Below are 24,571 nucleotides of genomic sequence, written 5' to 3' on the forward strand. Positions count from 1 at the left end.
AACGGTTGAGTCCCGTGTAGAGATCAGTTGGTATAGAGAGTGAGCGACTGCTGCTGCCGGTCCGCTAGCAGGAGTCGAATCGTCGATTCGTCTGCAGCTTTCGCCGGGATCACGTACCGTTGTCCGGTGCCACGGTCGGCGATAATGAACACGGGTGGCTTGTCGCCATCGTACGAACCACGGCCACGCGAGCGTGACCAGGAGTCGCGCTCGCGGCCTTTCTTCCCGGCAGAGACGTACACTTCGTCGATTTCGACTGGTCCAACAAGATCGAGGGAAGGCGCATCGAGCGCTCTGGCGAAGCGCTCGATGCGCCGGTGCATCGTTTTGTGTGTCCCCTCGATTTCGCACTGGAGTTGGCTGAGGCTCGTGCTAAAGCGGAGAAACGCGTAGATCGAGAATAGCTACCGTTGGAGCGCAATCTTCGAGTGAGCGAAAATTGTGCCAGTCTTGTCGTTGAACGTGCGGTCGCAATTCTTACAGAGATACCGCTGAAACTCTCTGTAGCTGCCGTTTCTGACCGTTTAGTCAAAACGGCAGCGAGAACAGCTAACACCATTACGCCAGCGAACCTGTTGGAGCAGGTCCGCTGCGACCGATTCCGACCCAAATACATCGAGCGGAATCATCCGTGTCGGGCACCGCGTCAGCGGTGCCCTTGTCCTCTTCGACTCCGTAGCTACCGCTCAGCAGTATCCACAATCTCCTAAGCAAGAGCGTATGAAAAAAGTGTTTGGAGGAGTCCGGAATATACGATAAGGAGGATTGCTATCGTAGTGAGCAATAGCTATGCCCGATATTGGAGTGGTGCCAGCATTGACCCATATGGCGCGAAAAATAGTTGCAACAGGCCCAAAGAAAATCCGAACAGGGACTCATCCTGATGGCGATCGTATTGGACGTGCTTGCCAAAGACCGGAATATACAATTTGGCAACTCTCGAAATGACTACGGCTAAGTTCTACTCTGTGGCGATGGCTTCAATCTCGATACCCACTCCCTTTGGAAGATTCGCTACCTCGACGGCGCTACGTGCAGGTGGTGAATCAGCAAAATAACTGCTGTATATCTCATTCATCTCTTCAAAATTGTCGATGTCATCTAGGAATACAGTGACCTTGAGAACGTCATCCATCGAGAGTCCTTCGTCGCTAAGTATCGCTTGAACGTTGTCGAGTACTTGTTCAGTTTGCTCCCCGATTGGCTTTTCGTCGAGCAGCTCACCTTCGGGCGTCATCGGAATTTGCCCTGCAGTAAAGACAAGGTGTCCGTCGGTTTTCGCCTGGCTATACGCACCAACCGCTGCCGGGGCATCTTGCGTCTGTATGGTTCGCACCATATCAGAGTCACCTTGTTGCATTGACTTAAAACATGGTGCTCTTGCTTTCGTCTACAGCATTATCCACTGATGGAAACGCTGCGATATAGCTGAGGCCCAGCAGTTCTAAGACGGCCTCTTCGCGGATCTACCGACCCCAGCGAGGAGCGGACGAGTGTTCACACCCCCTGAGATGGAATCGATCCGCTACGACTGACTAAGCTAGCTCCCTTCCAGATCTCGCCTATGGACAAGGCACACTATACAGGGATATTTGACAAGGTGCGACTGTTCCTAATGCCCATACCCGTTGTTCATGTAGTTGGTATAAGTGTTGGAACCGACTGCATTTATGCGATTTTACGCTTAGTCAATGTTGGATGGACCCATCTATCTCTTGCTTCAGCGACATTGTAAAGAGATCCTGTTACGAGTACTAGGTCTGTTTTTTTAGCTAGGGTGAGTGCTTGTTCTGTTGCTTCTAGAACGTTTCCAATTTTCCTGATGTGATTTGCATGCCCATCGAAAGCCTCTGCCAGTGGATACATGTCTTCAGCACGGTCAGTATCTGGACGCGTAATAAACGCGGTCTCCAAAGACGGAAGCTGCTCAATCATTTGCTCGTAATCTTTGTCAGACATTGCCGCGAAAACAACGTGCAGGTCATCATAACTGTAGCGAGCGAGGAGATCTCTCAGTGCAGAAGCAGCTTCTGGGTTGTGTGCACCGTCCAGAACAACCATGGGATCCGTAGCGACAATTTCGAACCGTCCTGGCCAAGTGACCTCTTGGAGCCCCTCCGCTATAACCTCGCTATCGACTGCAGCAACTTGCTTAGCTAGAGTTGCAGCAATGCCCGCATTCATTGCTTGGTGCCGGCCGAGCAATGATATCTGTGTTTGAAGTGACCAGTCTCGTCCTGAAATCGAGATATTGTTCTTTACGGCAGATCGCAGGATGTTTTCGGCTACTAGTACATCACTGTCGGTCGAACCTACTGTTATTACATCCGCTTTATTTTGAAGAGCAGTTAGAGCGTTTCCGGATGCCGCCGTGACCAACGGATTTTCATTTGGAGCGACTTCGGCCATGTCGTGAGCGATCTCTTCCACCGTATCTCCGAGCACGCCAGTGTGTTCTAAGCTAACGCTTGTGACTGCACTTGCGACTGGATCGACGACACTCGTTGCATCGTAGCGCCCTCCTATCCCGACTTCGAGGATGGCGATGTCTACCTCTTCAAGATTGAAATGGTGAATCGCCAGTGCAGTAATGAGTTCAAATTGTGTCGGTGTGTTGTCGACCGATCGAAGCCATTCAACGCTAGGTTGTATATTCTCTATGTAATCTGTGATTCGCTCTTTTGAAATTTTTTGACCATTGACTCGTATTTGCTCTCGGACATCGTATAGAGCTGGCGAGGTGAACAGTCCGACATCAAAACCTGCAGTCTGTAGAACATTCTCAAGCATTCGGGCGGTGCTCCCTTTTCCGTTTGAGCCTGCAATCTGAACGAAATCGATATTCGCCTGCTTGTCATCAAAATAGGCTACCATCTGTCTCGTTGTTTCTGTGCCGAGTTTAGGGCGCTGGCACTGTAGCGAATCCAAAAAATCGGTTGCTTCTTGATACTCCATGAAAAACATTTACAGCACCTGCCTAATTAACCCATCGACGGTGGGTGAGGAGCTGAATCAGAAAATAAAGGGAGATTCGATTGGTTGAACCTGTGGCTCTCCGGAAGATACTGAAAGACAAAATCACACGTATAGACCACCGCTAAACCGTGCCATGCAAATATTCCTACGTAGTCTAAATTATCCCCCTCTATGCGGACACCATCCGTCTTTAGCTAAGAGAAGAACCGCAGTACAGCAGTAGCTTATCGAGGCTTCTTTTCGAGAGGAATGAGGGGGCCATAGCTGTGTCCAACAGAGCCTCCTCATCGAGAATCATGCGTCGGCTCACTACATTGTTACTCTCCGAGTTCCTCGAAGAGCACGCCGAGGAACTCGGCGTGATTGAGCGAGTGGGGAAGCTTCAGGTTCCAGTCCTCGTGTGGACGCTCGTGTTCGGCTTCGCCGCAGGCGAGAGCCGAACACTCGCTGGCTTCAGACGCAGCTACAACTCGACAGCCGATGAACCGATTTCTCCCGGTGGTTTCTACCACCGATTGACGCCGACGCTGGCGGAGTACCTCCGCGATCTCGTCGAGCGCGGCCTCGACGAGGTCGCTGTTCCCGACGCTGTTGACGCTGATATCGACCGATTCAGGGACGTAATAATCGCTGATGGAACGGTGTTGCGGTTGCACGAGTTTTTCTCTGATGAGTTCCAAGCCCGTCACGAGGAGCAGGCTGGAGCAAAGCTCCACCTGCTCCACAACGCCACCGACGAGACGATTGAACGGATCGACGTAACGGACGAGAAAACGCACGACAGCACGCTAGTAGGATCGTGGCTGCAAGGACGGTTGGCTCTGCTCGATCTGGCGTACTTCAAGTACCGCCGCTTCGCGTTGATCGACGAGAACGACGGCTACTTTGTGAGTCGGCTGAAGAAGAGCGCGAACCCGGTGATATCAGAGGAGTTACGGGAATGGCACGGCCGAGCCATTCCCTTGGAGGGCAAGCAGATCCAGGATGGGGTTGATGACCACTCGCGGAAGTACATCGACGTAGAGGTCGAAGCGGAGTTCAAGCGCGGCCAGTACGAAGGAACACGTTCGCTGGACACGAAGCGATTCCGCGTCGTCGTCGTCCTCATCACGGACGCCGACGACTACCATCTGTACATCACGAACTTGCCGCGAGACGAGTTCTTCCCGGCGGATCTAGCAACGCTGTATCGGTGTCGATGGGAGGTAAAAAAGCTGTTTCGTGAACTGAAGACGCAGTACGAGTTGGATGAGTTCGACACAAGCGACCCGGATGTCGTGAAAATTCTGCTGTATGCGGCGTGCTGTCACTGCTGGAGAGTCGTGAGCTGTTGGATCTGGTCACCGAGCAGGCTGACGGCGAGATTGTGTTTCCGCCGGAACGCTGGGCGGCGACCTTGAGTGATCAGCGGAACTGTTGAACCCCGATGAGGAACGCCGACAGCGGCGCTTGGAAAACGACAGATGGTGCCAAGATAGGCGTGTCTCACGGTGTCTCTTTCTACCTGTTCAGAACTTATGCAGACCACTCCCGGTCGCACGCCCAGCTTATCCTCCACGAACTCGGTGAGTATCTCGGTTACTCGCCACCACCGTTGCTGGAGTGATTGATCGAGGACGCTCAGAAGATTCACCAGCAACGACCGGTCTTACAGGAGACGCTCGCTACCGCTACACAACCGAGGTGTGAGTCTTAGCTAAAGACGAATGATGCGGACACTCTCTCAGCCAAGAAGACGCTGTGAATTCAGTCCCAAGTACAACGGCTGATTTGATTGTAGCACGTATCTTCCATCCGGCACACGCAGTTCAGAAAGATTTTTAACCCAAGTAGAACAACTGAATGTCATGGTACCTAGTACCAACCTAGCTGAGGCTGATGCTGCTGTTCATACTGCCATCAAAAAAGAAGAACAGCGGCAAGAGAACAATCTCGAAATGATTGCATCAGAAAACCACGTCTCAAAAGCTGTTTTAGAGGCTCAAGGATCCGTACTTACCAACAAGTATGCCGAAGGCTATCCTGAAGCACGCTATTACGGTGGGTGTGAACACATCGACACTGTTGAGCAACTGGCTATAGATCGTGCGAAAGAACTCTTTGGTGTGGAGCACGCGAATGTTCAGCCCCACAGTGGCACACAGGCTAATATGGGTGTGTACTTCGCAATGCTCGAACCTGGGGACCGTATCCTTTCACTCGATCTGACTCATGGAGGCCATCTCTCACACGGCCACCATGTTAATTTCTCTGGCCAACTCTATGAAGTCGAACAATATGGTGTAGACCCCGAAACCGGATATATTGATTACGACGAACTGGCGAATCATGCTACTGAATTCGATCCGGATCTCATCGTTAGCGGTTCCTCTGCATATCCCCGTGAGTTCAATTACGAACGGATCAATGAGGTTGCCAACTCTGTTGACGCATTCCACTTAGCAGACATTGCACACGTCACCGGTCTCATAGCAGCTGGTGAACATACAAACCCGGTAGGCGACGCAGATTTCATAACTGGTAGTACGCATAAAACGATTCGAGCTGGTAGGGGCGGTATGATTCTCACGACTGAAGAGTATGCCGAACAAATAGATAAGGCGATTTTCCCTGGCGGTCAAGGAGGCCCACTCATGCATAACATCGCTGGGAAAGCTGCCGGTTTTAAAGAGGCACTGACACCTGAATTCAAGGACTATGCTCAGCAGGTCGTTGCAAATGCAAATGCACTCGCTGAGGTCTTCAAGGACCGTGGCATGTCACTCGTCAGCGATGGCACGGATAAACACCTCCTTCTAATTGATCTTCGAGAGTCTCATCCTGATATTACTGGGAAAGACGCTGAAGAACGACTTGAACCAGTCGGTATCACAATCAACAAGAATACTGTGCCGGGAGAATCTCGGTCTCCATTTGTCACCAGTGGCATCCGGGTTGGCACGCCAGCACTCACTACGCGTGGGTTTACAGAGTCGGAGGTTGAGACGGTGGGACACCTTATTGTCGATCTTCTCGATAATCCAGATGATGACGAGTTAGCAGCCGACGTGAAAGAGAGTGTAGATCGACTCTGTGAGGAATTCCCGATTTATGAGTGAATTCCTAGTCTACACCAATTAATTACCCTACTGAAACCGAGATAGAATAAAGGCCTGAGATCAAAATGAATAACACAGAAATCACAGACCTCAAATATGGTACGGATTTAATAAAGCAAGGATTTGCAAAAATGCAGAAGGGCGGTGTCATTATGGACGTCGTCACACCTGAGCAGGCCCGTATTGCCGAGGACGTCGGGGCAGTCGCCGTGATGAACCTGCAAGCGGTGCCCGCGGATATCCGCAAGCGTGGTGGCGTCGCACGGATGGCGGACCCGGCTTCGTTGCAGGCGGTAATCGAAGAAGTGTCTATCCCAGTAATGGGGAAGGCACGTATCGGCCACACGAAGGAGGCCGAAATCCTCGAAGCCGCTGGCGCCGACATGCTCGACGAGAGCGAGGTGCTCACCCCGGCCGACGACCGCTACCATATCGATAAGCGGTGGTTCACGGCACCGTTTGTCTGCGGCGCCCGTGATTTACCTGAAGCGCTCCGCCGCATAGATGAGGGCGCGGCGATGATCCGGACGAAAGGAGAGGCCGGCACCGGCGATGTCAATCAGGCTGTCCATCATCAGCGCAACATCAAGGGCGCTATCCGTAAACTCGAAGGCATGAACTATGAGGAACGCAAGAAGTGGGCCCGCGAACACGAGGTACCTGCCAATCTCGTCCATGAAACAGCCGACATAGGGCGACTGCCGGTCGTCAATTTCGCCGCCGGCGGCATCGCGACGCCCGCTGACGCTGCACTGATGATGCATCACGGCTGCGACGGCATCTTTGTCGGGTCTGGTATCTTCGGTGCCGAAGATCCGGAAGCGATGGGTACCGCTATCGTTAAAGCTGTCAACAATTGGGACGACCCCGAAATACTGACTGAGATCAGCAAGAATGTTGGCAAGGGAATGAAAGGCGACGCAAACGTTGACCTCAAAGAAGGTGAGAAACTGCAGAGTCGTGGAGTTTGATACGATTTGACGAGCGGCACTGTCTAGCTGAGTGTGTTTGAGAAGCGAGGAGGACGTAGCGAGAAGTGTCATGCCACTCGCAGACCTCCTCAGAGAAACGTTGGACGAGGATAGTCAAGACGCCTGCGACACGCTTGATTATACCTTTCCAGTTGATGGCTCAGTCAATTCATAGAGGCATTACTTTTCGAAGAACGGGACTCCATTACAACATCTTGCGAAGCTGATCCGAGAGTTGGGCGACGAGCGGTGGTCAAACAGGAATGCCAGTAGATTGCCCAGATCTTCGAATTGAGTGTTATACGGCCTTACACGCCCAATCTGCGAAATTGCCTCAGTAAAATCCCGAGCTACAGAAAGTAACACATTGCTCAAGTAGACCTGCTTTCTGTTGTACCCGGGAGTGAGTAGACAATTTTTTACTGGATAACCAATATCGGTTGGATATGTCCGCTAATGCTTTTACGGTCATGAATATCATTGGTCTCCTGGCATTTGCTATCGTTGGTTCGTTGAAAGCAGTCGACGCCGAACTCGATTTTTTAGGCGTTACAATTCTTGGTGTCGTGACAGCGCTTGGGGGTGGTACGACACGAGATGTACTCGTAAACCAGGTCCCGAATTCTTTACATTCAACTACCGATATAAGCGTTGCACTTCTAGGTGTTTTTATTGCCTTGACTGGTGTCTGGATCATTGATGGATTTGCTAACCATCCAGTAGTAGTGATTTCGGATGCCGTGGGACTCGCTGCGTTTGCCACAACGGGTGCCCTTGTTGCTCATTCAGCCGGCACATCACCGTTTGGTATCGTTATCCTCGCGATGGTTACTGGTGCTGGTGGTGGCGCCCTCGCTGATTTGCTTCGTGGTGAGATTCCTTTCGTTCTTAAGGAAGATTTCTATGCAACGTGTGCACTCATTGGTTCTGGTGCGTTCTGGCTGCTTATTTCAGCTGGTATATCTAGTCAAACTAGTGCCGTCGCTTGTGCAGTAATCACATTAATCGTACGAATATTGGCGATCTACTGGGAGTGGCACCTACCTCGGATGGATAGGATTGCACAGGAGCACTAATACATGTTGACTGAGAAAAACCAACCACGGTTCAGATAGCTTCTGCCCAGCCTTTAGGTATCTTTTCTCGCTTTATGCCTGATCTACGGACGCTTTTCACCGGCCTATTTTAGTAGAAGCAGGTTCAAGAAGGGCACATATGCCAGTAGCTTGGCTGAACGCCATTAGTAACAGTAACGTTGACACCGCCGGCGGTAAAGGTGCCTCGCTCGGTGAGTTACAAGAAGCTGGGCTCCCAGTACCTTCTGCGTTTGTTGTTACTGCAGACACGTATCGTACGTTCATTGATCAGGCCGGAATTGCTGAGAAGCTATTTGACGCTGTTGGGGTGGATAGTGAGAATTCCGCCGCTCTCGCCGAAGCAGAACAGCAAGCTCGAGAACTCATTCTCAATGCGGAAATTCCCGACAGTGTTGAATCGACAATTCTTGATGCCTATGCCGACTTCCAGGATGAACCGTTCGTGGCGGTACGGTCCTCAGCGACTGCTGAAGATCTGCCGGATGCATCATTTGCCGGCCAACAGGAGACATTTCTCAATGTAGACCGGGAGGAACTCATAGACAGAATCAAACGTTGCTGGGCATCGCTATTTACCCAGCGGGCCATTTATTACCGGGATCAGCAGGGATTCGATCACGAGACCGTCGATATCGCTGTTGTCGTTCAACGCATGGTCGATGCCGAAAAATCCGGTGTCATGTTCACAAGCCATCCGTCAACTGGTGAACCCGAAATAACTATTGAAGCAGCGTGGGGCTTGGGCGAAGCAGTCGTTTCTGGTGAAGTATCTCCTGACAACTATACCTACGATCGGGAAGCCAACTCTCTTGAAACTGTAACCGTCGCGACGAAGAAGACCATGCACGTAAGAGAGCCTGAGACTGGTGAAACTCTCACAAAATCCGTACCAGATGACAAACAGACTGAACGGGTGCTTGATAACGTAGAGCTGGACGATCTTCACCGATTAGGCGAGCTCGTTGAGGAGCACTACGGACAACCACAAGACGTTGAATGGGCGATCAATGATGACCAGGTATTCCTTCTGCAGTCCCGGCCGATAACTACTATCGATGAGAGTCACGGCAATAATGATTCAGGCAAGAGTATGGATAGAAGCTTGAGTGAAACAGGGGGTGACCGAGATCATCTAGTAGACGGTCTTGGCGCTAGTCCAGGGACAGCGACAGGCGCCGTTCGTATTGTTAGCACGCTTGACCAACTCGATAAAGTCAACCAGGGCGATATCATCGTTACAGAGATGACGACGCCGGACATGGTGCCAGCAATGAAACGGGCAAGTGCATTGGTCACTGATGAAGGTGGCATGACGAGTCACGCCGCCATCGTTTCTCGGGAACTAGGTGTCCCAGCTGTCATCGGAACTGAAACCGCAACACAAACTCTCACTGACGATCAGATGGTTTCCATTGATGGGGACCGTGGTGTCGTGGCTGACGGAAAGCGGTCGCCGGACAGTGAGAATTCACAAAGCGGTAAGACTTCGTCGCCATCTCCTCAGGTTACAGGGGGCAAACCCATGACCGCGACCGACATCAAAGTCAATGTCTCCATTCCAGAGGCTGCCGAGCGTGCTGCGGCTACGGATGCCGACGGTGTTGGCTTGCTCAGGATGGAGCACATGATTCTCTCGACCGATAAGACACCTGAAAAGTATGTCGCGGACCATGGTGCGGATGCTTTCGTGAATACACTTACCGATGCAATGCGGACTGTTGCTGAAGCGTTCTACCCGCGACCGGTACGTGTTCGGACGCTCGATGCGCCGACAGATGAGTTCCGACAGCTAGAGGGCGGCAATGATGAACCCCACGAGCACAACCCGATGCTTGGCTATCGTGGTATCCGTCGCTCGCTCGCTACACCAGAGACGTTCAAACTTCAACTTCAGGCTTTCCAGAAGCTCTACAAAATGGGCTACGGTAGTGTGGAGCTGATGTTCCCGCTCGTCAATGATGCTGAAGACGTGTATAAAGCAAAAAGTCTGATGCAAGAAGTTGGTATTGACCCTAAGAAGCGTAACTGGGGTGTTATGGTTGAGACACCAGCCAGCGCACTTTGTATCGAAGAGATCTGTAAAACAGGGATTGACTTTGTCTCCTTAGGAACCAACGATCTCACACAGTACACGCTGGCTGTTGATCGCAACAACGGAACGGTCGCCGACCGATATGATGAACTTCACCCGGCTGTGATGCAACTGATGCGTGAGACCATTGAGACATGCCGCTCTAACGACATCGCATCCAGTATCTGTGGGCAGGCAGCCTCCAAGCCGCAGATGATTCAGCAACTCGTTGAGGCTGGAATCACATCTATTAGCGTAAATGTGGATGCTGTTTGCGATGCACAGCGCGAGGCTAAGCGCGTGGAACAACGACTCATTCTTGAATCCGCTCTCAACTGAGATCCATATATTCGATTTATTAGAGTGGGAATGAGTGGCGCAATATCCGCACAGTGAACCGAATTAAGACGTCGAAGCTGTATTTCTACTAACTTGGCCTATCTTGGCTGGACAGACGGCCTACGAAACGCTTTTGACCAAACACCGTATTGTGTTACACAATCACATTGAACAGAACCTCTCCACCTACGCACCATTTAGTGACATATGAGTGATGTGAGAACCATAACAGAAAAAGAATCGTTCATTGAGGCTGCGGCCGCAGCACCGTGCGATGCTCGTGTACCAGTCGAAGTCGGTATTACGGTCTCGGATCCGTTCGAGGCATATCGACGTGCCCGCAAGCAAGACTCCGATGGGTTCTACCTCGAAACCACTGGTGGTCAGTCTGGTTGGGGGTATTTCGGCGTTGAACCAGTCGAACGACTACAAGTAAACCCAGCGGCGACGGCACGAGATGGCAATAGTCCCAGCATCCAGGCTATCGACGCGCTGTTGTCCCGTGAACAACTTATTCGCGGAGACTGTAACGTCCCATATCCGTGTGGAGCGTTCGGCTGGCTTTCCTATGATATCGCGCGGGAACTGGAAGAGTTGCCAGCGACGACGATTACTGACGGTCTCCCACGACTCCAACTTGGTGTGTTCGACTCAGTCGCCGCTTGGGAGGCGCCACAGGGTGATGAAGTGCCGATCCACATCACTGCCTGCCCACCAGTCGAGATGTCACCGGAAGTGGCCTATGAAGAGGGTCGGGAACAGGCACTGGCACTGGCCAACGCAGCACTGGACGGCGATCGACAAATCCAATCTAAGCCGACCATCAACCGCCAAGCGACGTTCGAGAGCGAATGTGGTGAGACTGCGTTCGCCGATCGGGTTCAGACTATCAAGGAGTATATCAGGGAAGGAGATACGTTCCAAACGAACGTCTCACACCGGTTGCGGGCACCGGCAGCGGTCCATCCAGTCGAGACGTTTGACGCAGTACGTCGGGTAAACCCTGCACCATACTCCGGATTATTGGAATTCCCGGGAATCGACCTTGTTAGTGCCAGTCCAGAATTACTGTTGGATGTTGATGGGGATCATCTCCTTACCGAGCCTATCGCTGGAACTCGATCCCGCGGAGATAGCCCCGGGGCGGATGAGGAACTGCAATGCGACCTCACGACAGACGAAAAGGAACGTGCCGAACACGCGATGCTTGTCGACCTCGAACGAAATGACCTCGGAAAAGTCTGTAGGTGCGGAAGCGTCAATGTCGCGCAATATCGTCGTGTGGATAAATACTCTGAGGTTATGCACCTCGTCTCACTCGTCGAGGGACAGATGCGCGATGACCTGAGCATTGCTGACGCCGTCGCAGCAGTGTTCCCAGGTGGTACTATCACTGGCGCGCCGAAACCGCGTACTATGGAAATAATCGATGAAGTGGAGGCTACCCGTCGAGGTCCGTACACCGGGAGCATTGGTGTGTTTGGCTTCGATGACCAAGCCACCCTGAACATCACTATCCGGACGCTGGTCCGTTATGCGGGCGAGTACCGACTCCGCGTGGGTGCCGGTGTGGTTCATGACTCGGTGCCAGAAACCGAGTACCAGGAGACGTTGGACAAGGCACGAGCACTTGTTACCGCCGTCGACGAGGCTCTGGGAGAACACGGCTCATTCGCCGTCGAATCTACTACTGAGCCAACGGAGGACACTGGATGATACTCCTCATAGACAACTACGATTCGTTCGCATACAACTTGGTCCAGTACATCGGTGAGTTTGACGAGGTGGTGGTTAAACGTAATGACGCCATTGACATTGACGGAATCCGAGAACTCAACCCAAACGGTATTGTTGTCTCTCCTGGCCCTGGGACACCAGCCGAGGCAGGCGTCTCTATCGATGTGTTCTCCAAGACGACCTACCCTGCTCTTGGCGTGTGTCTGGGTCACCAAGCTCTCTGTGCGGCATACGGGGCGCCTGTTGAGCATGCTCCCGATGTAGTTCACGGCAAGCCGTCTATGGTCAATCACGATGAGACTCCTCTCTACACGGGTGTCGACAACCCGTTTGAAGTTGGGCGGTACCACTCGCTGGCCGTGGAGGACGACAACCTGCCGGCCGAACTGGAGGAAACGGCATACACTACAAACGTCTCTGCGAACAGTGGCGCGTCAGATGCTGTCGCTGTCGATGAGGAACAGAGTGTGGTGATGGGCGTCCAGCATGTTGACCGGCCACAAGTCGGTGTACAATTCCACCCCGAAAGTATCCTCACTAACGCGGGGAAGCGTATCATCAAGAACTTCTGTACCAACATTGCCAGCGTCTGAGATGGCGCCTCCTCCCTGTCTCTTGGAGCATTGTTAACCAGCAATAGGTTTATGTGTTGGATTCTGTTTGTTCAAAATGATGAACTCGCGGGAACAGCAAGCCGACTATCAGAATAACCCATCGACCGATTCAACCACCGACCCAGACGTCGCGTTCGACGAACAGAAAGCCCGAGAAGGGACGAAGTTGCTACTCGAAGCTATGGGTCGGAATCCTGACGAAGCAGAGATATTCGACACGTGGGACCGGCGAGTCCCGTCGATGTTGAAGACGCTAACTGAGGGGATGCGCTCTGAAGCGAAACCGGTGATGAGAACCTTTGATGCCGATACTGATACCCTCATCGTCAAGACTGGGATTCCACTATACAGTCTCTGTGGACATCATATACTCCCGTTTTACGGCGTAGCACACGTCGCATACCGTCCTAACGACGAGATGGTTGGACTCTCAAAACTCATCCGCTATGTCCGGTGGCAGTCGCGTCGGCTGACTACACAGGAAGAATTGAGTCAGGATATCGCGACGGGACTGGCTGAGGAGATAGACGCTCGGGGGGTAATCGTTGAGCTCACTGCGACACATATGTGCGAAGCGATGCGAGGTGTCGAGACAGTGACCGAGACCACCACGAGAGAGCACGCCGGCACCGTTACCGAAGCGGACAGGAAACAGTTCTGCGAGTTGATTCAGCGGAACGGCGCCAGCATTGATGCCGGCTACTGACAGCGTCTTCGGTCTTCAAGCCAAGATCTCGCCACAGCCAATTGATCTGATTTTGTAATTCCGGCTTCTTGACTACTCACTCTCGCGCAGATAATCGACTACGGTCTGAGGACTAGCGTCGAGACCGCCGCCCTGTGCGAGGGTCAGTTGGCCGCCGCCACCGCCACCGAACTCGTCGGTGACGTTGTCAATTACGCCATTTGCATCTGTCTCGCCGTCCGTACCGACCACGACGAACGTCGACCGGTCTTGACCGACGAGGACGACGACGTCGGCCACATGGTCGTCTAGTGTCCCAACGCAGTCGGCGACTGCGTTCGGGTCCTTCGAACTGACGGTGCCAATCAGCCACTCCTGTCCGTTTCTAGCTGTTGTATCAGTGGCCAGTGACGAAATGCGTGCGTCCAGCAACCGCTCCTGTAGTTCGTCCACGGTGGCCTGTAGGGACTTCTTTTCGTCCAAGAGGCCCTGCGCTCGCTGGGCGAGGTCCTTGACGCTCGTGTCTAGCGTGTCGGCGGCCCGGTCGGCGCTCCGTCGCCGGTTTATCTGGCGCTGGATGGCCGACGGTCCGACGGCGTATTCGACGCGTACGAGGTCGGCACCCGGGTTCGAGACGTCCACCACCTCGATGGGGCCGATTTCGCTCGTGTTCCGGACGTGCGTGCCGCCGCAGGCGGAGATGTCCCAGCCATCAATTTCGACGATGCGAACTCTCTCGGTCGGGTCGGCGTCGCCGAGGTTGAACACGATGTCATCGTCGCCACGGGCCTCCTCGACGTCCATCTCGTACCAGTCCACGGAACGGGCGTCCCAGACGGCCTCGTTGGCCATGCGCTGGAACGTGAGCGCGTTCACCTCGTCGGCGTCGGCCTCGGCGTCGAAGTCCAGACGTACGGTATCTTCCCCGATGTCGAACCCGCCGTAGCCGTGGCCGTCGAACAGTTTCCGGCCGACGCCGTAGACGACGTGGCTGGCGGTGTGAGCGCGCATGTTGTAGGTGCGAAACTCATCGTCCACCTCACCGTTGACTGTCTCTCCTGCCTCGATCTCGGGGGCCTCGGCGAGGGTGTGGACGGTCACGCCGTCGCGTTTCTGGATATCGACCACATTGACGCCGGCGAGAGTCCCTTTGTCGGCTGGTTGACCACCGCCTTCTGCATAGAAGGCCGTCTGATCGAGTGTTACATCACGCCCATCCACGGAGTGGACCAGCGCATCGAACGATGTGACATAGGGCTTCTCACTCGCGAAATTCACCGATGGCTCGGCAGTCATATACAACAGATCACAGTGAGCGGTTATAAACACCCGCATCGCTGTTCTCTCCATGTCTGTGAAGAGACAAAATAAGTAGAGGAATTGCATCCATATTCTACAGAAAACAATAGGACAACAATTCACCTACAACCGCTATAGATATGCTCAAATTGCCAACTTAAAGTGCTGTCAATATGGCCGATTTTAATTGCTACTAACGGCTACTAGTAAACCGTCCGTATCAATCGAGATATGCTCACCAGCATATGTAAACTCAATAGACACGAATGTGTCATCCCCATCGACCGAATTTAAAAGATTTTCCAGCGCATCTGGATCAATCGCCTCGTATAATGGTGGTAGTTGGGATATATTCTGATCTGTGGCCTCTGAGATACGTTGGATGATAGTACGAGAAGGCGACTCTGTGTTCTCTTCAGCGGTATCTAATTGTGATTGGTCGGTCGGCATCTATCCAATTTAGTCGCGGCGACTCAAAAGGATAAAACTGATGGAAAATATCGGTCAGCGGTGAGATTTTTATATTAGCCACTTCATGTGAGATTTGCATGGTCGAATCAATCGAACTTGAAGTAGCGAAAGAGCTAGTCGAAGAAGCAGAAAAGAAAGCAGCGGAGATAGACAACCCGATGGTAATCACCATCGCCAATAGCGAGGGTAGTCTCATCGCACAGCACCGAATGGACGGAGCATGGCTTGCTTCAGTGAGTATCTCACGGAACAAAGCATATACCTCAGCCGCTCTCGAAATGCCAACCCACGAACTGGCGGAACCGTCGGAACCAGGGAACTCACTATACGGATTGCAAACAACAGATGAAGATCGCATCGTTATTTTCGGTGGTGGCTATCCGCTTGAGCGAGACGGTGATATCGTCGGCAGTATCGGTGTCTCTGGTGGGGCTGTCTCTCAAGACCGTGAAGTTGCGGAGGCTGGTGTTGAGCGGTGGAACGAGATCACAGGATGACTATTCCATCCACCTAGGCTCGATCTGACGTGTCTGTCGGGTGCTCAGCCACAGCATCAAGCAATTCGACAAGTGCATCGGCTGCTACCTCTAGTAACGTCGCGCCCAGTCCGGGACCCCCATCTCGAGGGTCTCCGACGACGCCGTTTTCGGTAAATTCGTGAGAGTCAACTGCGAGATTGACATGACCTTGCCAATCTCCCCAACGCTGACTTCCGTTCTCAGCTGCCGACTCAATTCGATCTTCATTGACCGTCTCTGGATTCGTATATTGGAGCAACGACGTCTCTAGCGGTCCTCCATGTCCCATGTCGGAACTATGCTCTCCGACTTCGTCAAACCAGGTGAAAGGGACAGCATACGCGTCGTTATGTCTTGAAATCTGTTCAGCAACTTCTCGGAGTGCCGCGACGTTTCCACCATGGCCATTAACCATAACGATGTGGTCCCAACCGTGGGTGATCAGACTGTCAACGATGTCTTGAATGTACGACCGGAACGTCGACTCAGATGTCCATAGTGTGCCAGTGAACTTTCGATGTTCCTCTGCAATGCCGACAGGCACCGCTGGTGTAACGACAACAGGACCATCATACTGTCCAGCGGCCGCTGCGGCAACTGCTTCCGCGTTGAGCGTGTCGGTCCCCAACGGTGCGTGTGGGCCGTGCTGCTCCGTGCTTCCGACAGGAAGCAATGCAAGGTTCGTCTCAACACTATCCATGTCTGTCCATGTCTGGGCTTCCAAGTGCATACATGTAGATTCTGTGTGAGCGGAGATAAACCCCTTACTCTTAGTGTATTTCACACACACCACTAGAATACGTATGAACCAGTGTCTGCCATGGGTACGACAAATAGTCACCGCCGATGGATAAGTCGAGAATAGACCCAGAAGATTTTGTAGGGACGATTCGTAATATTCATTCCTGATTATCGAGTACTAATTAATGGATCGCGTCACTCAATGAGCACACCATCTCCTGATGAGTCATCGGTACCAAACGAGAGTAGCAAATCTGACCAGACCAATTGGAGGACCTGGGGATCTGTAGTTGGTGTGAGTTTCGTGTCGACTGGGGTGGCCGCCTATGAGATTATCCCAGCGAGTGTAACGCCACTCATTCGTGATTCATTGCGTATTAGTCCAACACTCGCTGGTCTCCTAGTGGGAATCATGTTTGGAACGGCTGTTGTGACTAGTCTGCCTGCGGGCGTAGTTCTCGACCGGACTAATTCTCGGACGACAATGGCGGTTGCTGTGCTAGTAGTCTTTATTGCGGGAAGTTGGGGTTGGATCGCTGGACGACATGGTAACTATTGGTCGGTAATCGCGTCACGTATTCTAGGTGGTGTCGCATACGTCGTCGTTTGGAATGCCGGCATCGATATGGTCAGCCGCGCGGTAGGCGACAGACGGCAGGCAACAGCAGTCGGGATATTCACTGCAAGTGGCCCTATTGGATTCGCCCTTGGTCAAGGAACCGGACCGCTCATTGCAAACTGGTTCGGGTGGCCCGCAATCTTCCTAATGCCTGCTGGGTTTGCCCTTGTTGGTCTGTTAGTATTCTGGCCCACTAGTCGAGGAATCGCCGAGGGTCAGAGCACCCCTCCGACTGTAGCTGAGTTCAGGGCTGTCTTCTGTAATAAATCTGTTTGGTTAATCGGTATTCTCGGGTTCCTCGGGTATTCACTGTACCTGTTCGTGAATAGCTGGGGCTCATCATATCTCACCGAGAAAATTGGACTCTCCTTAGCATCGAGCGGATTACTGTTGGCACTTTTTCCAGCAATTGGTGTCGTCTCACGAATCAGTAGTGGTGTGCTTTCCGATCAAGTATTTGGTGGCCGTCGCCAACCTGTTATTCTCGCCTCTTTTGGCTTGACAGCTCCATTTCTTCTAGCCTTTACACATTTCCATTCGATTCCGCTTCTCGTTACACTCCTTCTCTTAGTAGGTTTTGCAGTCCAACTTACGCTTGGTCTGTCGTTCACGTATGCCCGAGAGGTAGTCGATGCCCGTGTTGCGGCAACAGCAGTCGCATTTCAAACGAGTGTTGGTTTGGCAGGGGCATTCATAGCTCCGATTGTTGGCGGAGCTATCATTAACATTGTTGGGTTTGACACTGCATTCTTGATTGCTGGCATCCTCGCTGTCATTGGTATTGGAGTAGCATGGCAATCCCCAGAGCCGGCGCACCAGTAACTACTCATGTTCTTCATCAAAATCACATTGGTTCATGATGGAACTATAATATGAATACTACCCGTAGCAATGATTGTATAAAATTCATCGCTCATCCGTAGCACATTGTTGATTTCACAGCGTCGCTCGAACAGCGTGTTTGAGAGCGTCTCGGCCGGGTTTCCGAAACAGTTCCCGACGTAGTTGGAACGCTCTGAGATACTGCGTCAACTTGTCTTTCGAGACGCCTCGATGGGGCGAGAGCCACCGTCGCGTCAGCGACGCGTGGCTCTCGCAGGTGTTGACGTGAACTTCCTCATCGGCGTATTCGCCGTCGCCATGGACGACGTATTCGCGGTCGAATGCGTCGTCCGCTTCGAGCGGTTCGTACGCTCGAAAGCCGTCGGTATAGACCGTGAGCGACTCCTCTTTGCGGTCAGCAAGCAGGAGTCGAATCGTCGATTCGTCGGCGGCTTTCGCTGGAATCGCGTACCGCTGTCCAGTCCCGCGATCAGCGATTATGAACACGGGTGGCTTGTCGCCATCGTACGAACCTCGCCCGCGCGTGGACAGGCCACGCGAGCTCGACTCTTGGTCGCGCTCGCGGCCTTTCTTCCCCGCGTTGACGTAGACTTCGTCGATTTCGACCGGTCCGACGAGATTGAGGGAAGGCGCATCGAGCGCTCTGGCGAAGCGCTCGATGCGCCGGTGCATCGTCTTGTGTGTTACCTCGATTTCGCACTGTAGTTGGCGGAGACTCGTGTTAAACCGGAGGAACGCGTAAATCGAGAACAGCCACCGACGGAGCGCAATCTTCGAGTGAGCGAAGATTGTGCCAGTCTTGTCGTTGAATGTTCGGTCGCAATCCTTACAGAGATACCGCTGAAACTCTCTGTAGCAGCCGTTTCTGACCGTTCGGTCAGAACGGCAGCGAGGACAGGTAACACCGTCACGCCAGCGAACCTGTTCCAGCAGGTCCGCTGCGACCGATTCCGACCCAAACACATCCAGCGGAATCATTCGTGTCGGGCACCGCTGACGCGGTGCCCTTGTCCTCTTCGACTCCGCAGCTACCGCTCTGCAATATCAACAATCTCCTACGCAAGAGCGAAATTCATAACTGTTGACCTGTGTTCGGGCGACTGCTACCTATTAGAGCTCACTCCATGTTTTAAGTAGTCTGTGGAAACAAGTGACTATATGAGCGTTGCAACACAATCAGTTAAAGTAGAGAACGTTGTTGCGTCGTCCGGTGTTGGCCAGGAACTTGATCTTGATACTTTGGTAGATGATTTAGACTCAACAGAGTATGATCCAGAGAATTTCCCCGGCCTGGTATATCAGATGTGTGAGCCAGAAGCCGCAGCACTCATTTTTAGATCAGGGAAAGTTGTCTGTACCGGTGCTACAAGCGTAGCCAAGGTGGAAATGGCAGTTGAAAATGTCTTTGGCAAACTGCAAGAATTAGGTATAGACACCGATTCTTCACCTAAGATTGAAATTCAGAACATTGTTTCGAGCGCTGATATCGGCTCCACACTACAATTAAATGCGATTGCTATCGGCCTAGGTCTCGGAAACGTTGAGTACGAACCCGAGCAGTTTCCCGGGCTTGTATACCGGCTTAAGGAACCGTCTATCGTTGTGCTTCTGTTCGCCAGCGGAAAGATGGTTCTCACTGGTGGAAAACACCTTGACGATATCGAGCGAGCTATTGAGGTGGTCAAAGCAAGACTCAGTGAGCTCGAATTACTAGAATGATTGAGAAGGTGAAATCATCATATTTGATCAGTCTCTTCCTACGAAGTTTGTTTTGATCAAATAGTTGAAATACTACTATTAATAAATTTAATAAATTTAAAGCCAAAATACCACCAATATACTTATGTGCCCTAACACAAAGTACAATTTCACTAAACAAACGGATCCTTCCGATATAGGATTTTAATAGATGGAACTACTTCTTCGAGTTATGGCAACCTCAGAACAAACAGCCGAACCTGCAGTGTTTACCGTTGAAAATATCGGTGGCATAGACAGTGCACATGTTTCGATTCCGCCTGGAGTAACGGTGCTGACTGGTAAGAACGCAACCAATCGGACATCATTCCTCCAATCGATCATGGCTGCTATGGGAAGCAATCAAGCGACACTGAAAGGCGACGCCGACAACGGATACGTTCAGCTCGAACTCCATGACAAAACCTACGAACGGACGCTCACTCGAGCAGGAGATTCAGTTTCGTTTGGTGGTGATAGCTATCTCGACGATCCCGAAGTTGCTGACCTGTTTGCGTTCCTGTTGGAGACCAATGAAGCACGTCAATCCGTTGCTAAAGGAGATGATCTCCGAGAAATCATTATGCGACCTGTGGACACTGGCAAAATTAAGGACCAGATCGATAGACTGGAACATGAAAAAGACAATATAGACAACAGATTAGAAAAGATAGAATCTGAAAAAAGTAGACTGTCTGACTTAGAGGAGCGGAAAAACCAAATAAAAGGTAGAATAAGAGAAAAAGAAAATGAGTTGAGGGGAAAAGAGGAAGAGATAGAGTCAGATAGTCAAGATATCGAAGAAAGTCAGCAAGAAAAAGAAGAGCTCGAGGTAAAGCTCGATGAACTTCGGTCGACTCGGTCGGAACTTGACTCAACTCGGCGGAAAATCGAGACACAAACTGAGAGTATGACCTCGCTCAAACAAGAGAGAAGTGATCTCAAAGATGAGTTCAGTGAACTGCCTGAAGCTCCGATGGGCGATCAGCAGCACCTCGAAAATGAAATCGATCAACTCCGAGAGAAACGCCAGACTTTGAACACCCAGATATCTGATCTCCAAAGTCTCATCCAATACAATGAAGAACGATTAGAAGAGGACGACCATGACGTTCTCAAGACGCTCGATGAGACTGACCAAGTTGAGTCGGCTGACTCTCCAACCGATGACCTACTCGACAACGGGGATGAATCCATTGTCTGCTGGACCTGTGGGACATCCGTTGAACGTAGCCAGATTGAAGACACTGTCAGCCATCTACAAGAAATCAGCCAGGATAAGGTGGAGCAACTCAACGAAATAAAATCTGATCTTGAGGAACTGAAAGCCGAGCAGCGTGAAGCCAAACAGCAACAGGAGCGACGTGAAGAAATCGAACGCAAACTTGCAGACATCAACGACGAACTTGATCATCGCGAATCACAACTCACCTCGCTCAAATCGCAACGCCAAGAGCTGAGTGACGAGGTCGCGTCACTTGAGGCCGAAGTTGAGGAACTCGAATCGGAAGATTTTGATGAAATCCTCTCTCTCCACAAAGAAGCTAACCAGCTTGAGTTCGAGATTGAAAGCCTCGAAGCCGATATTGAAGAGGTAACCGATGAAATCGAGAAGATTGAAGACATGCTGGACCAGGCAGAGGAACTACGTGCAGAGCGTGAGGACATCGAGGAGCAACTAGCCGAGGAACGGACGAAGATCGATCAAATCGAAGCTGACGCTGTTGATTCGTTCAACGAACACATGGATGCGATGCTTGATATCTTAGCCTACGAGAATCTCGACCGGATCTGGATTGAACGCGTTCAGCGCACGGTCCGTGACGGTCGGCAGAAGGTCGAACAGTCAGTGTTCGAACTTCACATCGTACGGACAACTGAAAATGGGGCAGCCTACGAAGATACGATTGAGCACCTCAGTGAGAGTGAGAGAGAGGTTACGGGACTCATTTTCGCGTTGGCTGGCTATCTCGTGCATGATCTTCACGAGACAGTCCCGTTCATGTTACTCGACTCGCTGGAGGCAATCGACTCGGATCGAATTGCCCAACTTGTTGAGTACTTCAAAGACTATGCTGAGTATCTCGTGGTAGCATTGCTCCCAGAAGATGCAGCACCACTCAGCGACGACATGACCCGAGTGAACGCCATCTGAGTACCGCGGTCGTCAGATACAGCTAGTCTTTCTTTGCAGGGTACTTTGGTTTTATGTATACGCCGTACAGTTCCTCGAACACTTTAGAAACAAGGAGGACCACACTGCTAGTGCATCGCTGGAAGGAAGTTGGGATTAAGAATAATTGCTTGCCGGTATGAGTTATCCAGGCGCCAAGGGCAGTGATTTAATGTGATGTACTACGAATCAACAGACATCGGATAGCACAGGTGCATACACATGTGGTCAAATGACTCGCGGTCACTCCCGGACTGGATCATGAAGGGCTACGAGATTCTCGAGTCTGGAACGGAGTCACCGCGGGACGGTATCTCTCGTGAGCGGGCTCAGACGCTGTTGTGCACTCACAAGTCATTCCCAACTCAGGCAGATGCTGAATATGCTATCAAACGGCTGCTCGATTACGGCTGGCTCTACGAAGTAGAGGGAGAACTACGTATTACTGACCCCGAGTCATAAGCTGGTAACTTACGAGGTTGCGATTAAAAACCCGACTAAAATACAGTTGTAGATAGTTTACAATATATTGTCTGATTGGAGTAGAAGGAGACGGCTCAAAGTCTGGTACTCTCGCCAAACGAGGCTATTTCATGGACGAAATTACAGAGGAGTAACCGAACCACATAATTGTTTAAGTCGAAATGACCGTTGTATTTCCGCTAGCAGCTGTTACAGTATATTGATTATGGGTAAATAGCCCCCGAATCAATCAAACAGGGCTATAAGCTGCGAATTAGGACTCGTATTGCAGCAGCACCAAACCCGAACGCAATCAAGCTTAATAACACAACAAAATTTGATCTGTCGTCTCCTGGTTCGAGAAGCAGGGTAAGAATGGATAGTGACCCGGATGTTACACAGATGAGTAATCCTGTAAGGAAAATCAAAGCCGTGAAAATTGGATCACTAAAGCTCATCACTCGAAAACCAGGTTCATAGAGGCCAATCTGGTAAAATCCAAAACCCAAGAGAAGGTAACCGAAGAACCAGGCTAGGGTGCCCACGCATCCAATCGATGACAGCCGGAATACTCGGAAAATCCCCCGCTCGAGCGTCGTCGATGGTTCCCGTGCTCGTTTCATCAGAGAGGAACTCATTGTTAGGGCCAAAGACCTCGGGCTTCGTGGGCCTCAGCGACTCGAGAGAGTGCCACGATGTAGGCAGCATCTCGCCACGTTGCCTCACGGGTATCGTATTCGTCTTTGACGACTTCCCAAGCCGTTAGCATCTCCTCTTCGAGTTCGTTGTGGACGCGTTCAAGCGACCAAGCTCGACGGTTGATATCTTGTAGCCATTCAAAGTAACTTACTGTGACACCACCAGCATTAGCCAGAATATCTGGGATGACTGGAATCGTACGCTCTGCGAAAATTCGGTCGGCTGCACTGGTTGTCGGCCCATTAGCGCCTTCGACGACGATATCCGCCATCACATCATGGGCATTTTCGGCTGTGAGGACATTTCCAAGCGCAGCGGGGATGAGGACATCTACGTCAAGTTTGAGCAATTCTTCGTTGGTAACGGTTTCCGGTGCGGCCTGACTCAACACAGACTCCGGTTTTTCATGATGAGATGGAATCGCATTTGTGTCAAGACCGTTTGTATCGTAGATCCCTCCTTTAACGTCACTGACAGCTACAACATTTGCACCCCACTCATCGAGTAATCGTGCAGCATTGGATCCGACGCTCCCATAGCCCTGAATAGCGACAGTTGCCTCTTCGATATCCTTCTCATAGTACTCGATTGTTTCTCGAGCGATAATAGCAACGCTTCGACCAGGTGCTCCATTACGCCCTTTACTTCCACCGACAACTGGTGGTTTCCCGGTTACAACCCCTGGAACGGTTTCGGCTTCTTGCATCGAATAAGCATCCATCAACCACGCCATCGTCTTGGGGTCAGTACCCATGTCTGGTGCCGGAATATCCACAGTTGGGCCAATCACTCCGCGGATTTCTTCGGCGAACCGACGCGTGAGACGTTCCTTCTCGTTGTCACTCAATTCCTTCGGATTGACAGCAACCCCGCCTTTCGCACCACCAAAAGGAAGATCCATAACGGCACACTTCCACGTCATCCACATCCCGAGGCCGACACATTCGTCTCTTGTGACTTCCGGATGATAGCGTAGACCTCCCTTGTGAGGTCCACGAACGCTATCGTGTTGGGCTCGATAGCCAGTAAATACCTCAACGGTTCCATCGTCTCGCTCGATTGGGACCGTAACCTCGTGAACCCTCTTCGGATACTTGAGACGCTCAACGATATTTGGATCGATATCGAGGTAATCCGCAGCGTGCCGAAGCTGACGGCGTGCAGTTTCGAGGGCAGACTCAACTGCGGTTGTATCCGACTGTGTTACCCGCTCTTCACCCTGTATGGAACTGGATTGCGGTGGCATAGCTATTCGAGAGGGACCCGTCGATTACGCATCGCACCCCCGCAGTCAGGACACTGATTTGGGGAGTTCTCTGAGACCATGATCTTGCTACATTCAAAGCACTCGTACGGAGACTCTTCGTTAGAATTGATTTCACCATCTATCATTGTGTGTTCACGAGTGGCCGAGTTTGGAG

The 24,571-nt window shown here is 51.7% G+C and carries 19 protein-coding genes and 3 pseudogenes; 13 read left to right on the forward strand and 9 right to left on the reverse strand.

Annotated elements, in window-relative coordinates:
* Window positions 1-26: 26 nt before the first annotated feature.
* From Hhyl6_RS22800 to Hhyl6_RS22810, 3 genes and pseudogenes are all read right to left on the reverse strand, one after another.
* Window positions 27-629: pseudogene (locus Hhyl6_RS22800) on the reverse strand (transposase); the annotation flags it as partial.
* Between the two features lie 332 nt (window positions 630-961).
* Complete coding sequence (locus tag Hhyl6_RS22805; protein WP_483741660.1) at window positions 962-1,339, reverse strand: Rid family detoxifying hydrolase; 378 nt, start codon at window positions 1,337-1,339, stop codon at window positions 962-964.
* A gap of 329 nt (window positions 1,340-1,668) precedes the next feature.
* On the reverse strand, window positions 1,669-2,955 hold the full coding sequence (locus tag Hhyl6_RS22810; RefSeq protein WP_483741520.1) for a bifunctional folylpolyglutamate synthase/dihydrofolate synthase: 1,287 nt from the start codon (window positions 2,953-2,955) through the stop codon (window positions 1,669-1,671).
* A 317-nt stretch (window positions 2,956-3,272) separates the two neighbouring features.
* Between Hhyl6_RS22810 and Hhyl6_RS22815 the strand changes: the two are divergent.
* The 9 genes and pseudogenes from Hhyl6_RS22815 to folE all read left to right on the forward strand — a co-directional run.
* Window positions 3,273-4,375, forward strand: a pseudogene (locus Hhyl6_RS22815) (IS4 family transposase); the annotation flags it as partial.
* A 132-nt stretch (window positions 4,376-4,507) separates the two neighbouring features.
* Window positions 4,508-4,672: pseudogene (locus tag Hhyl6_RS22820) on the forward strand (IS4 family transposase); the annotation flags it as partial.
* A 151-nt stretch (window positions 4,673-4,823) separates the two neighbouring features.
* Window positions 4,824-6,074 (forward strand): serine hydroxymethyltransferase, encoded by a 1,251-nt coding sequence (locus Hhyl6_RS22825; protein ID WP_483741521.1) that lies wholly within the window; start codon window positions 4,824-4,826, stop codon window positions 6,072-6,074.
* A gap of 65 nt (window positions 6,075-6,139) precedes the next feature.
* The gene (gene pdxS / locus Hhyl6_RS22830) at window positions 6,140-7,045 is read left to right on the forward strand and encodes a pyridoxal 5'-phosphate synthase lyase subunit PdxS (RefSeq protein ID WP_483741522.1); all 906 of its coding nucleotides are present in this window, start codon (window positions 6,140-6,142) and stop codon (window positions 7,043-7,045) included.
* Between the two features lie 446 nt (window positions 7,046-7,491).
* Window positions 7,492-8,121 (forward strand): trimeric intracellular cation channel family protein, encoded by a 630-nt coding sequence (locus Hhyl6_RS22835; RefSeq protein ID WP_483741523.1) that lies wholly within the window; start codon window positions 7,492-7,494, stop codon window positions 8,119-8,121.
* A 139-nt stretch (window positions 8,122-8,260) separates the two neighbouring features.
* Window positions 8,261-10,552 (forward strand): phosphoenolpyruvate synthase, encoded by a 2,292-nt coding sequence (ppsA, locus tag Hhyl6_RS22840; protein WP_483741524.1) that lies wholly within the window; start codon window positions 8,261-8,263, stop codon window positions 10,550-10,552.
* Between the two features lie 207 nt (window positions 10,553-10,759).
* Window positions 10,760-12,268 (forward strand): anthranilate synthase component I family protein, encoded by a 1,509-nt coding sequence (locus tag Hhyl6_RS22845; RefSeq protein WP_483741525.1) that lies wholly within the window; start codon window positions 10,760-10,762, stop codon window positions 12,266-12,268.
* A complete protein-coding gene (locus Hhyl6_RS22850; RefSeq protein ID WP_483741526.1) occupies window positions 12,265-12,882 on the forward strand; it encodes an anthranilate synthase component II in 618 nt (205 codons plus the stop codon). Before Hhyl6_RS22845 ends, Hhyl6_RS22850 begins: the two co-directional genes overlap by 4 nt.
* A gap of 79 nt (window positions 12,883-12,961) precedes the next feature.
* Window positions 12,962-13,609: a GTP cyclohydrolase I gene (gene folE, locus Hhyl6_RS22855; RefSeq protein ID WP_483741527.1), complete on the forward strand. Its 648-nt coding sequence runs from the start codon at window positions 12,962-12,964 to the stop codon at window positions 13,607-13,609.
* A gap of 72 nt (window positions 13,610-13,681) precedes the next feature.
* Here the strand turns inward: folE and Hhyl6_RS22860 are convergent, their stop codons facing one another.
* Complete coding sequence (locus Hhyl6_RS22860; RefSeq protein ID WP_483741528.1) at window positions 13,682-14,938, reverse strand: alanyl-tRNA editing protein; 1,257 nt, start codon at window positions 14,936-14,938, stop codon at window positions 13,682-13,684.
* A 132-nt stretch (window positions 14,939-15,070) separates the two neighbouring features.
* The gene (locus Hhyl6_RS22865; protein WP_483741529.1) at window positions 15,071-15,337 is read right to left on the reverse strand and encodes a HalOD1 output domain-containing protein; all 267 of its coding nucleotides are present in this window, start codon (window positions 15,335-15,337) and stop codon (window positions 15,071-15,073) included.
* A gap of 98 nt (window positions 15,338-15,435) precedes the next feature.
* On the opposite strand from Hhyl6_RS22865, the gene Hhyl6_RS22870 reads away from it, so the two are divergent.
* Window positions 15,436-15,855 (forward strand): GlcG/HbpS family heme-binding protein, encoded by a 420-nt coding sequence (locus Hhyl6_RS22870; protein ID WP_483741530.1) that lies wholly within the window; start codon window positions 15,436-15,438, stop codon window positions 15,853-15,855.
* A gap of 13 nt (window positions 15,856-15,868) precedes the next feature.
* Here the strand turns inward: Hhyl6_RS22870 and Hhyl6_RS22875 are convergent, their stop codons facing one another.
* Entirely contained in the window at window positions 15,869-16,606 is a 738-nt protein-coding gene (locus Hhyl6_RS22875; protein WP_483741531.1) for a creatininase family protein, read from the reverse strand.
* Window positions 16,607-16,819: 213 nt separating this feature from the next.
* Here Hhyl6_RS22875 and Hhyl6_RS22880 point away from each other — a divergent pair, with 213 nt between their 5' ends.
* Window positions 16,820-18,058 carry an MFS transporter gene (locus tag Hhyl6_RS22880; RefSeq protein ID WP_483741532.1) on the forward strand — a complete coding sequence of 413 codons (1,239 nt, stop codon included), beginning with the start codon at window positions 16,820-16,822 and terminating at the stop codon, window positions 18,056-18,058.
* Between the two features lie 114 nt (window positions 18,059-18,172).
* On the opposite strand, the gene Hhyl6_RS22885 is transcribed toward Hhyl6_RS22880, so the two are convergent.
* Window positions 18,173-19,057: an IS1595 family transposase gene (locus tag Hhyl6_RS22885; RefSeq protein ID WP_483741533.1), complete on the reverse strand. Its 885-nt coding sequence runs from the start codon at window positions 19,055-19,057 to the stop codon at window positions 18,173-18,175.
* Window positions 19,058-19,237: 180 nt separating this feature from the next.
* Between Hhyl6_RS22885 and Hhyl6_RS22890 the strand changes: the two genes are divergently transcribed.
* On the forward strand, window positions 19,238-19,798 hold the full coding sequence (locus Hhyl6_RS22890) for a TATA-box-binding protein (RefSeq protein ID WP_483741534.1): 561 nt from the start codon (window positions 19,238-19,240) through the stop codon (window positions 19,796-19,798).
* Window positions 19,799-20,009: 211 nt separating this feature from the next.
* Complete coding sequence (locus Hhyl6_RS22895; RefSeq protein ID WP_483741535.1) at window positions 20,010-21,971, forward strand: archaea-specific SMC-related protein; 1,962 nt, start codon at window positions 20,010-20,012, stop codon at window positions 21,969-21,971.
* A gap of 1,120 nt (window positions 21,972-23,091) precedes the next feature.
* Here the strand turns inward: Hhyl6_RS22895 and gdhB are convergent.
* Window positions 23,092-24,396, reverse strand: coding sequence for a glutamate dehydrogenase GdhB (gene gdhB / locus Hhyl6_RS22900; RefSeq protein ID WP_483741536.1), 1,305 nt, complete (start codon window positions 24,394-24,396; stop codon window positions 23,092-23,094).
* A 2-nt stretch (window positions 24,397-24,398) separates the two neighbouring features.
* Window positions 24,399-24,542 (reverse strand): rubrerythrin-like domain-containing protein, encoded by a 144-nt coding sequence (locus Hhyl6_RS22905; protein WP_483741537.1) that lies wholly within the window; start codon window positions 24,540-24,542, stop codon window positions 24,399-24,401.
* Window positions 24,543-24,571: the final 29 nt, after the last annotated feature.

The sequence above is a fragment of the Haloarcula sp. H-hyl6 genome (assembly GCF_056934455.1).

Coding starts and splice junctions, on each gene's coding strand:
- Hhyl6_RS22865 (WP_483741529.1), bottom strand. CDS start 15,337: ATGCCGACCGACCAATCACAATTAGATACCGCTGAAGAGAACACAGAG.
- ppsA (WP_483741524.1), top strand. CDS start 8,261: ATGCCAGTAGCTTGGCTGAACGCCATTAGTAACAGTAACGTTGACACC.
- Hhyl6_RS22850 (WP_483741526.1), top strand. CDS start 12,265: ATGATACTCCTCATAGACAACTACGATTCGTTCGCATACAACTTGGTC.
- Hhyl6_RS22870 (WP_483741530.1), top strand. CDS start 15,436: ATGGTCGAATCAATCGAACTTGAAGTAGCGAAAGAGCTAGTCGAAGAA.
- Hhyl6_RS22895 (WP_483741535.1), top strand. CDS start 20,010: ATGGCAACCTCAGAACAAACAGCCGAACCTGCAGTGTTTACCGTTGAA.
- Hhyl6_RS22905 (WP_483741537.1), bottom strand. CDS start 24,542: ATGATAGATGGTGAAATCAATTCTAACGAAGAGTCTCCGTACGAGTGC.
- Hhyl6_RS22860 (WP_483741528.1), bottom strand. CDS start 14,938: ATGGAGAGAACAGCGATGCGGGTGTTTATAACCGCTCACTGTGATCTG.
- Hhyl6_RS22890 (WP_483741534.1), top strand. CDS start 19,238: ATGAGCGTTGCAACACAATCAGTTAAAGTAGAGAACGTTGTTGCGTCG.
- Hhyl6_RS22880 (WP_483741532.1), top strand. CDS start 16,820: ATGAGCACACCATCTCCTGATGAGTCATCGGTACCAAACGAGAGTAGC.
- Hhyl6_RS22810 (WP_483741520.1), bottom strand. CDS start 2,955: ATGGAGTATCAAGAAGCAACCGATTTTTTGGATTCGCTACAGTGCCAG.
- Hhyl6_RS22805 (WP_483741660.1), bottom strand. CDS start 1,339: ATGGTGCGAACCATACAGACGCAAGATGCCCCGGCAGCGGTTGGTGCG.
- Hhyl6_RS22835 (WP_483741523.1), top strand. CDS start 7,492: ATGTCCGCTAATGCTTTTACGGTCATGAATATCATTGGTCTCCTGGCA.
- folE (WP_483741527.1), top strand. CDS start 12,962: ATGAACTCGCGGGAACAGCAAGCCGACTATCAGAATAACCCATCGACC.
- pdxS (WP_483741522.1), top strand. CDS start 6,140: ATGAATAACACAGAAATCACAGACCTCAAATATGGTACGGATTTAATA.
- Hhyl6_RS22845 (WP_483741525.1), top strand. CDS start 10,760: ATGAGTGATGTGAGAACCATAACAGAAAAAGAATCGTTCATTGAGGCT.
- gdhB (WP_483741536.1), bottom strand. CDS start 24,396: ATGCCACCGCAATCCAGTTCCATACAGGGTGAAGAGCGGGTAACACAG.
- Hhyl6_RS22885 (WP_483741533.1), bottom strand. CDS start 19,057: ATGATTCCGCTGGATGTGTTTGGGTCGGAATCGGTCGCAGCGGACCTG.
- Hhyl6_RS22875 (WP_483741531.1), bottom strand. CDS start 16,606: ATGCACTTGGAAGCCCAGACATGGACAGACATGGATAGTGTTGAGACG.
- Hhyl6_RS22825 (WP_483741521.1), top strand. CDS start 4,824: ATGGTACCTAGTACCAACCTAGCTGAGGCTGATGCTGCTGTTCATACT.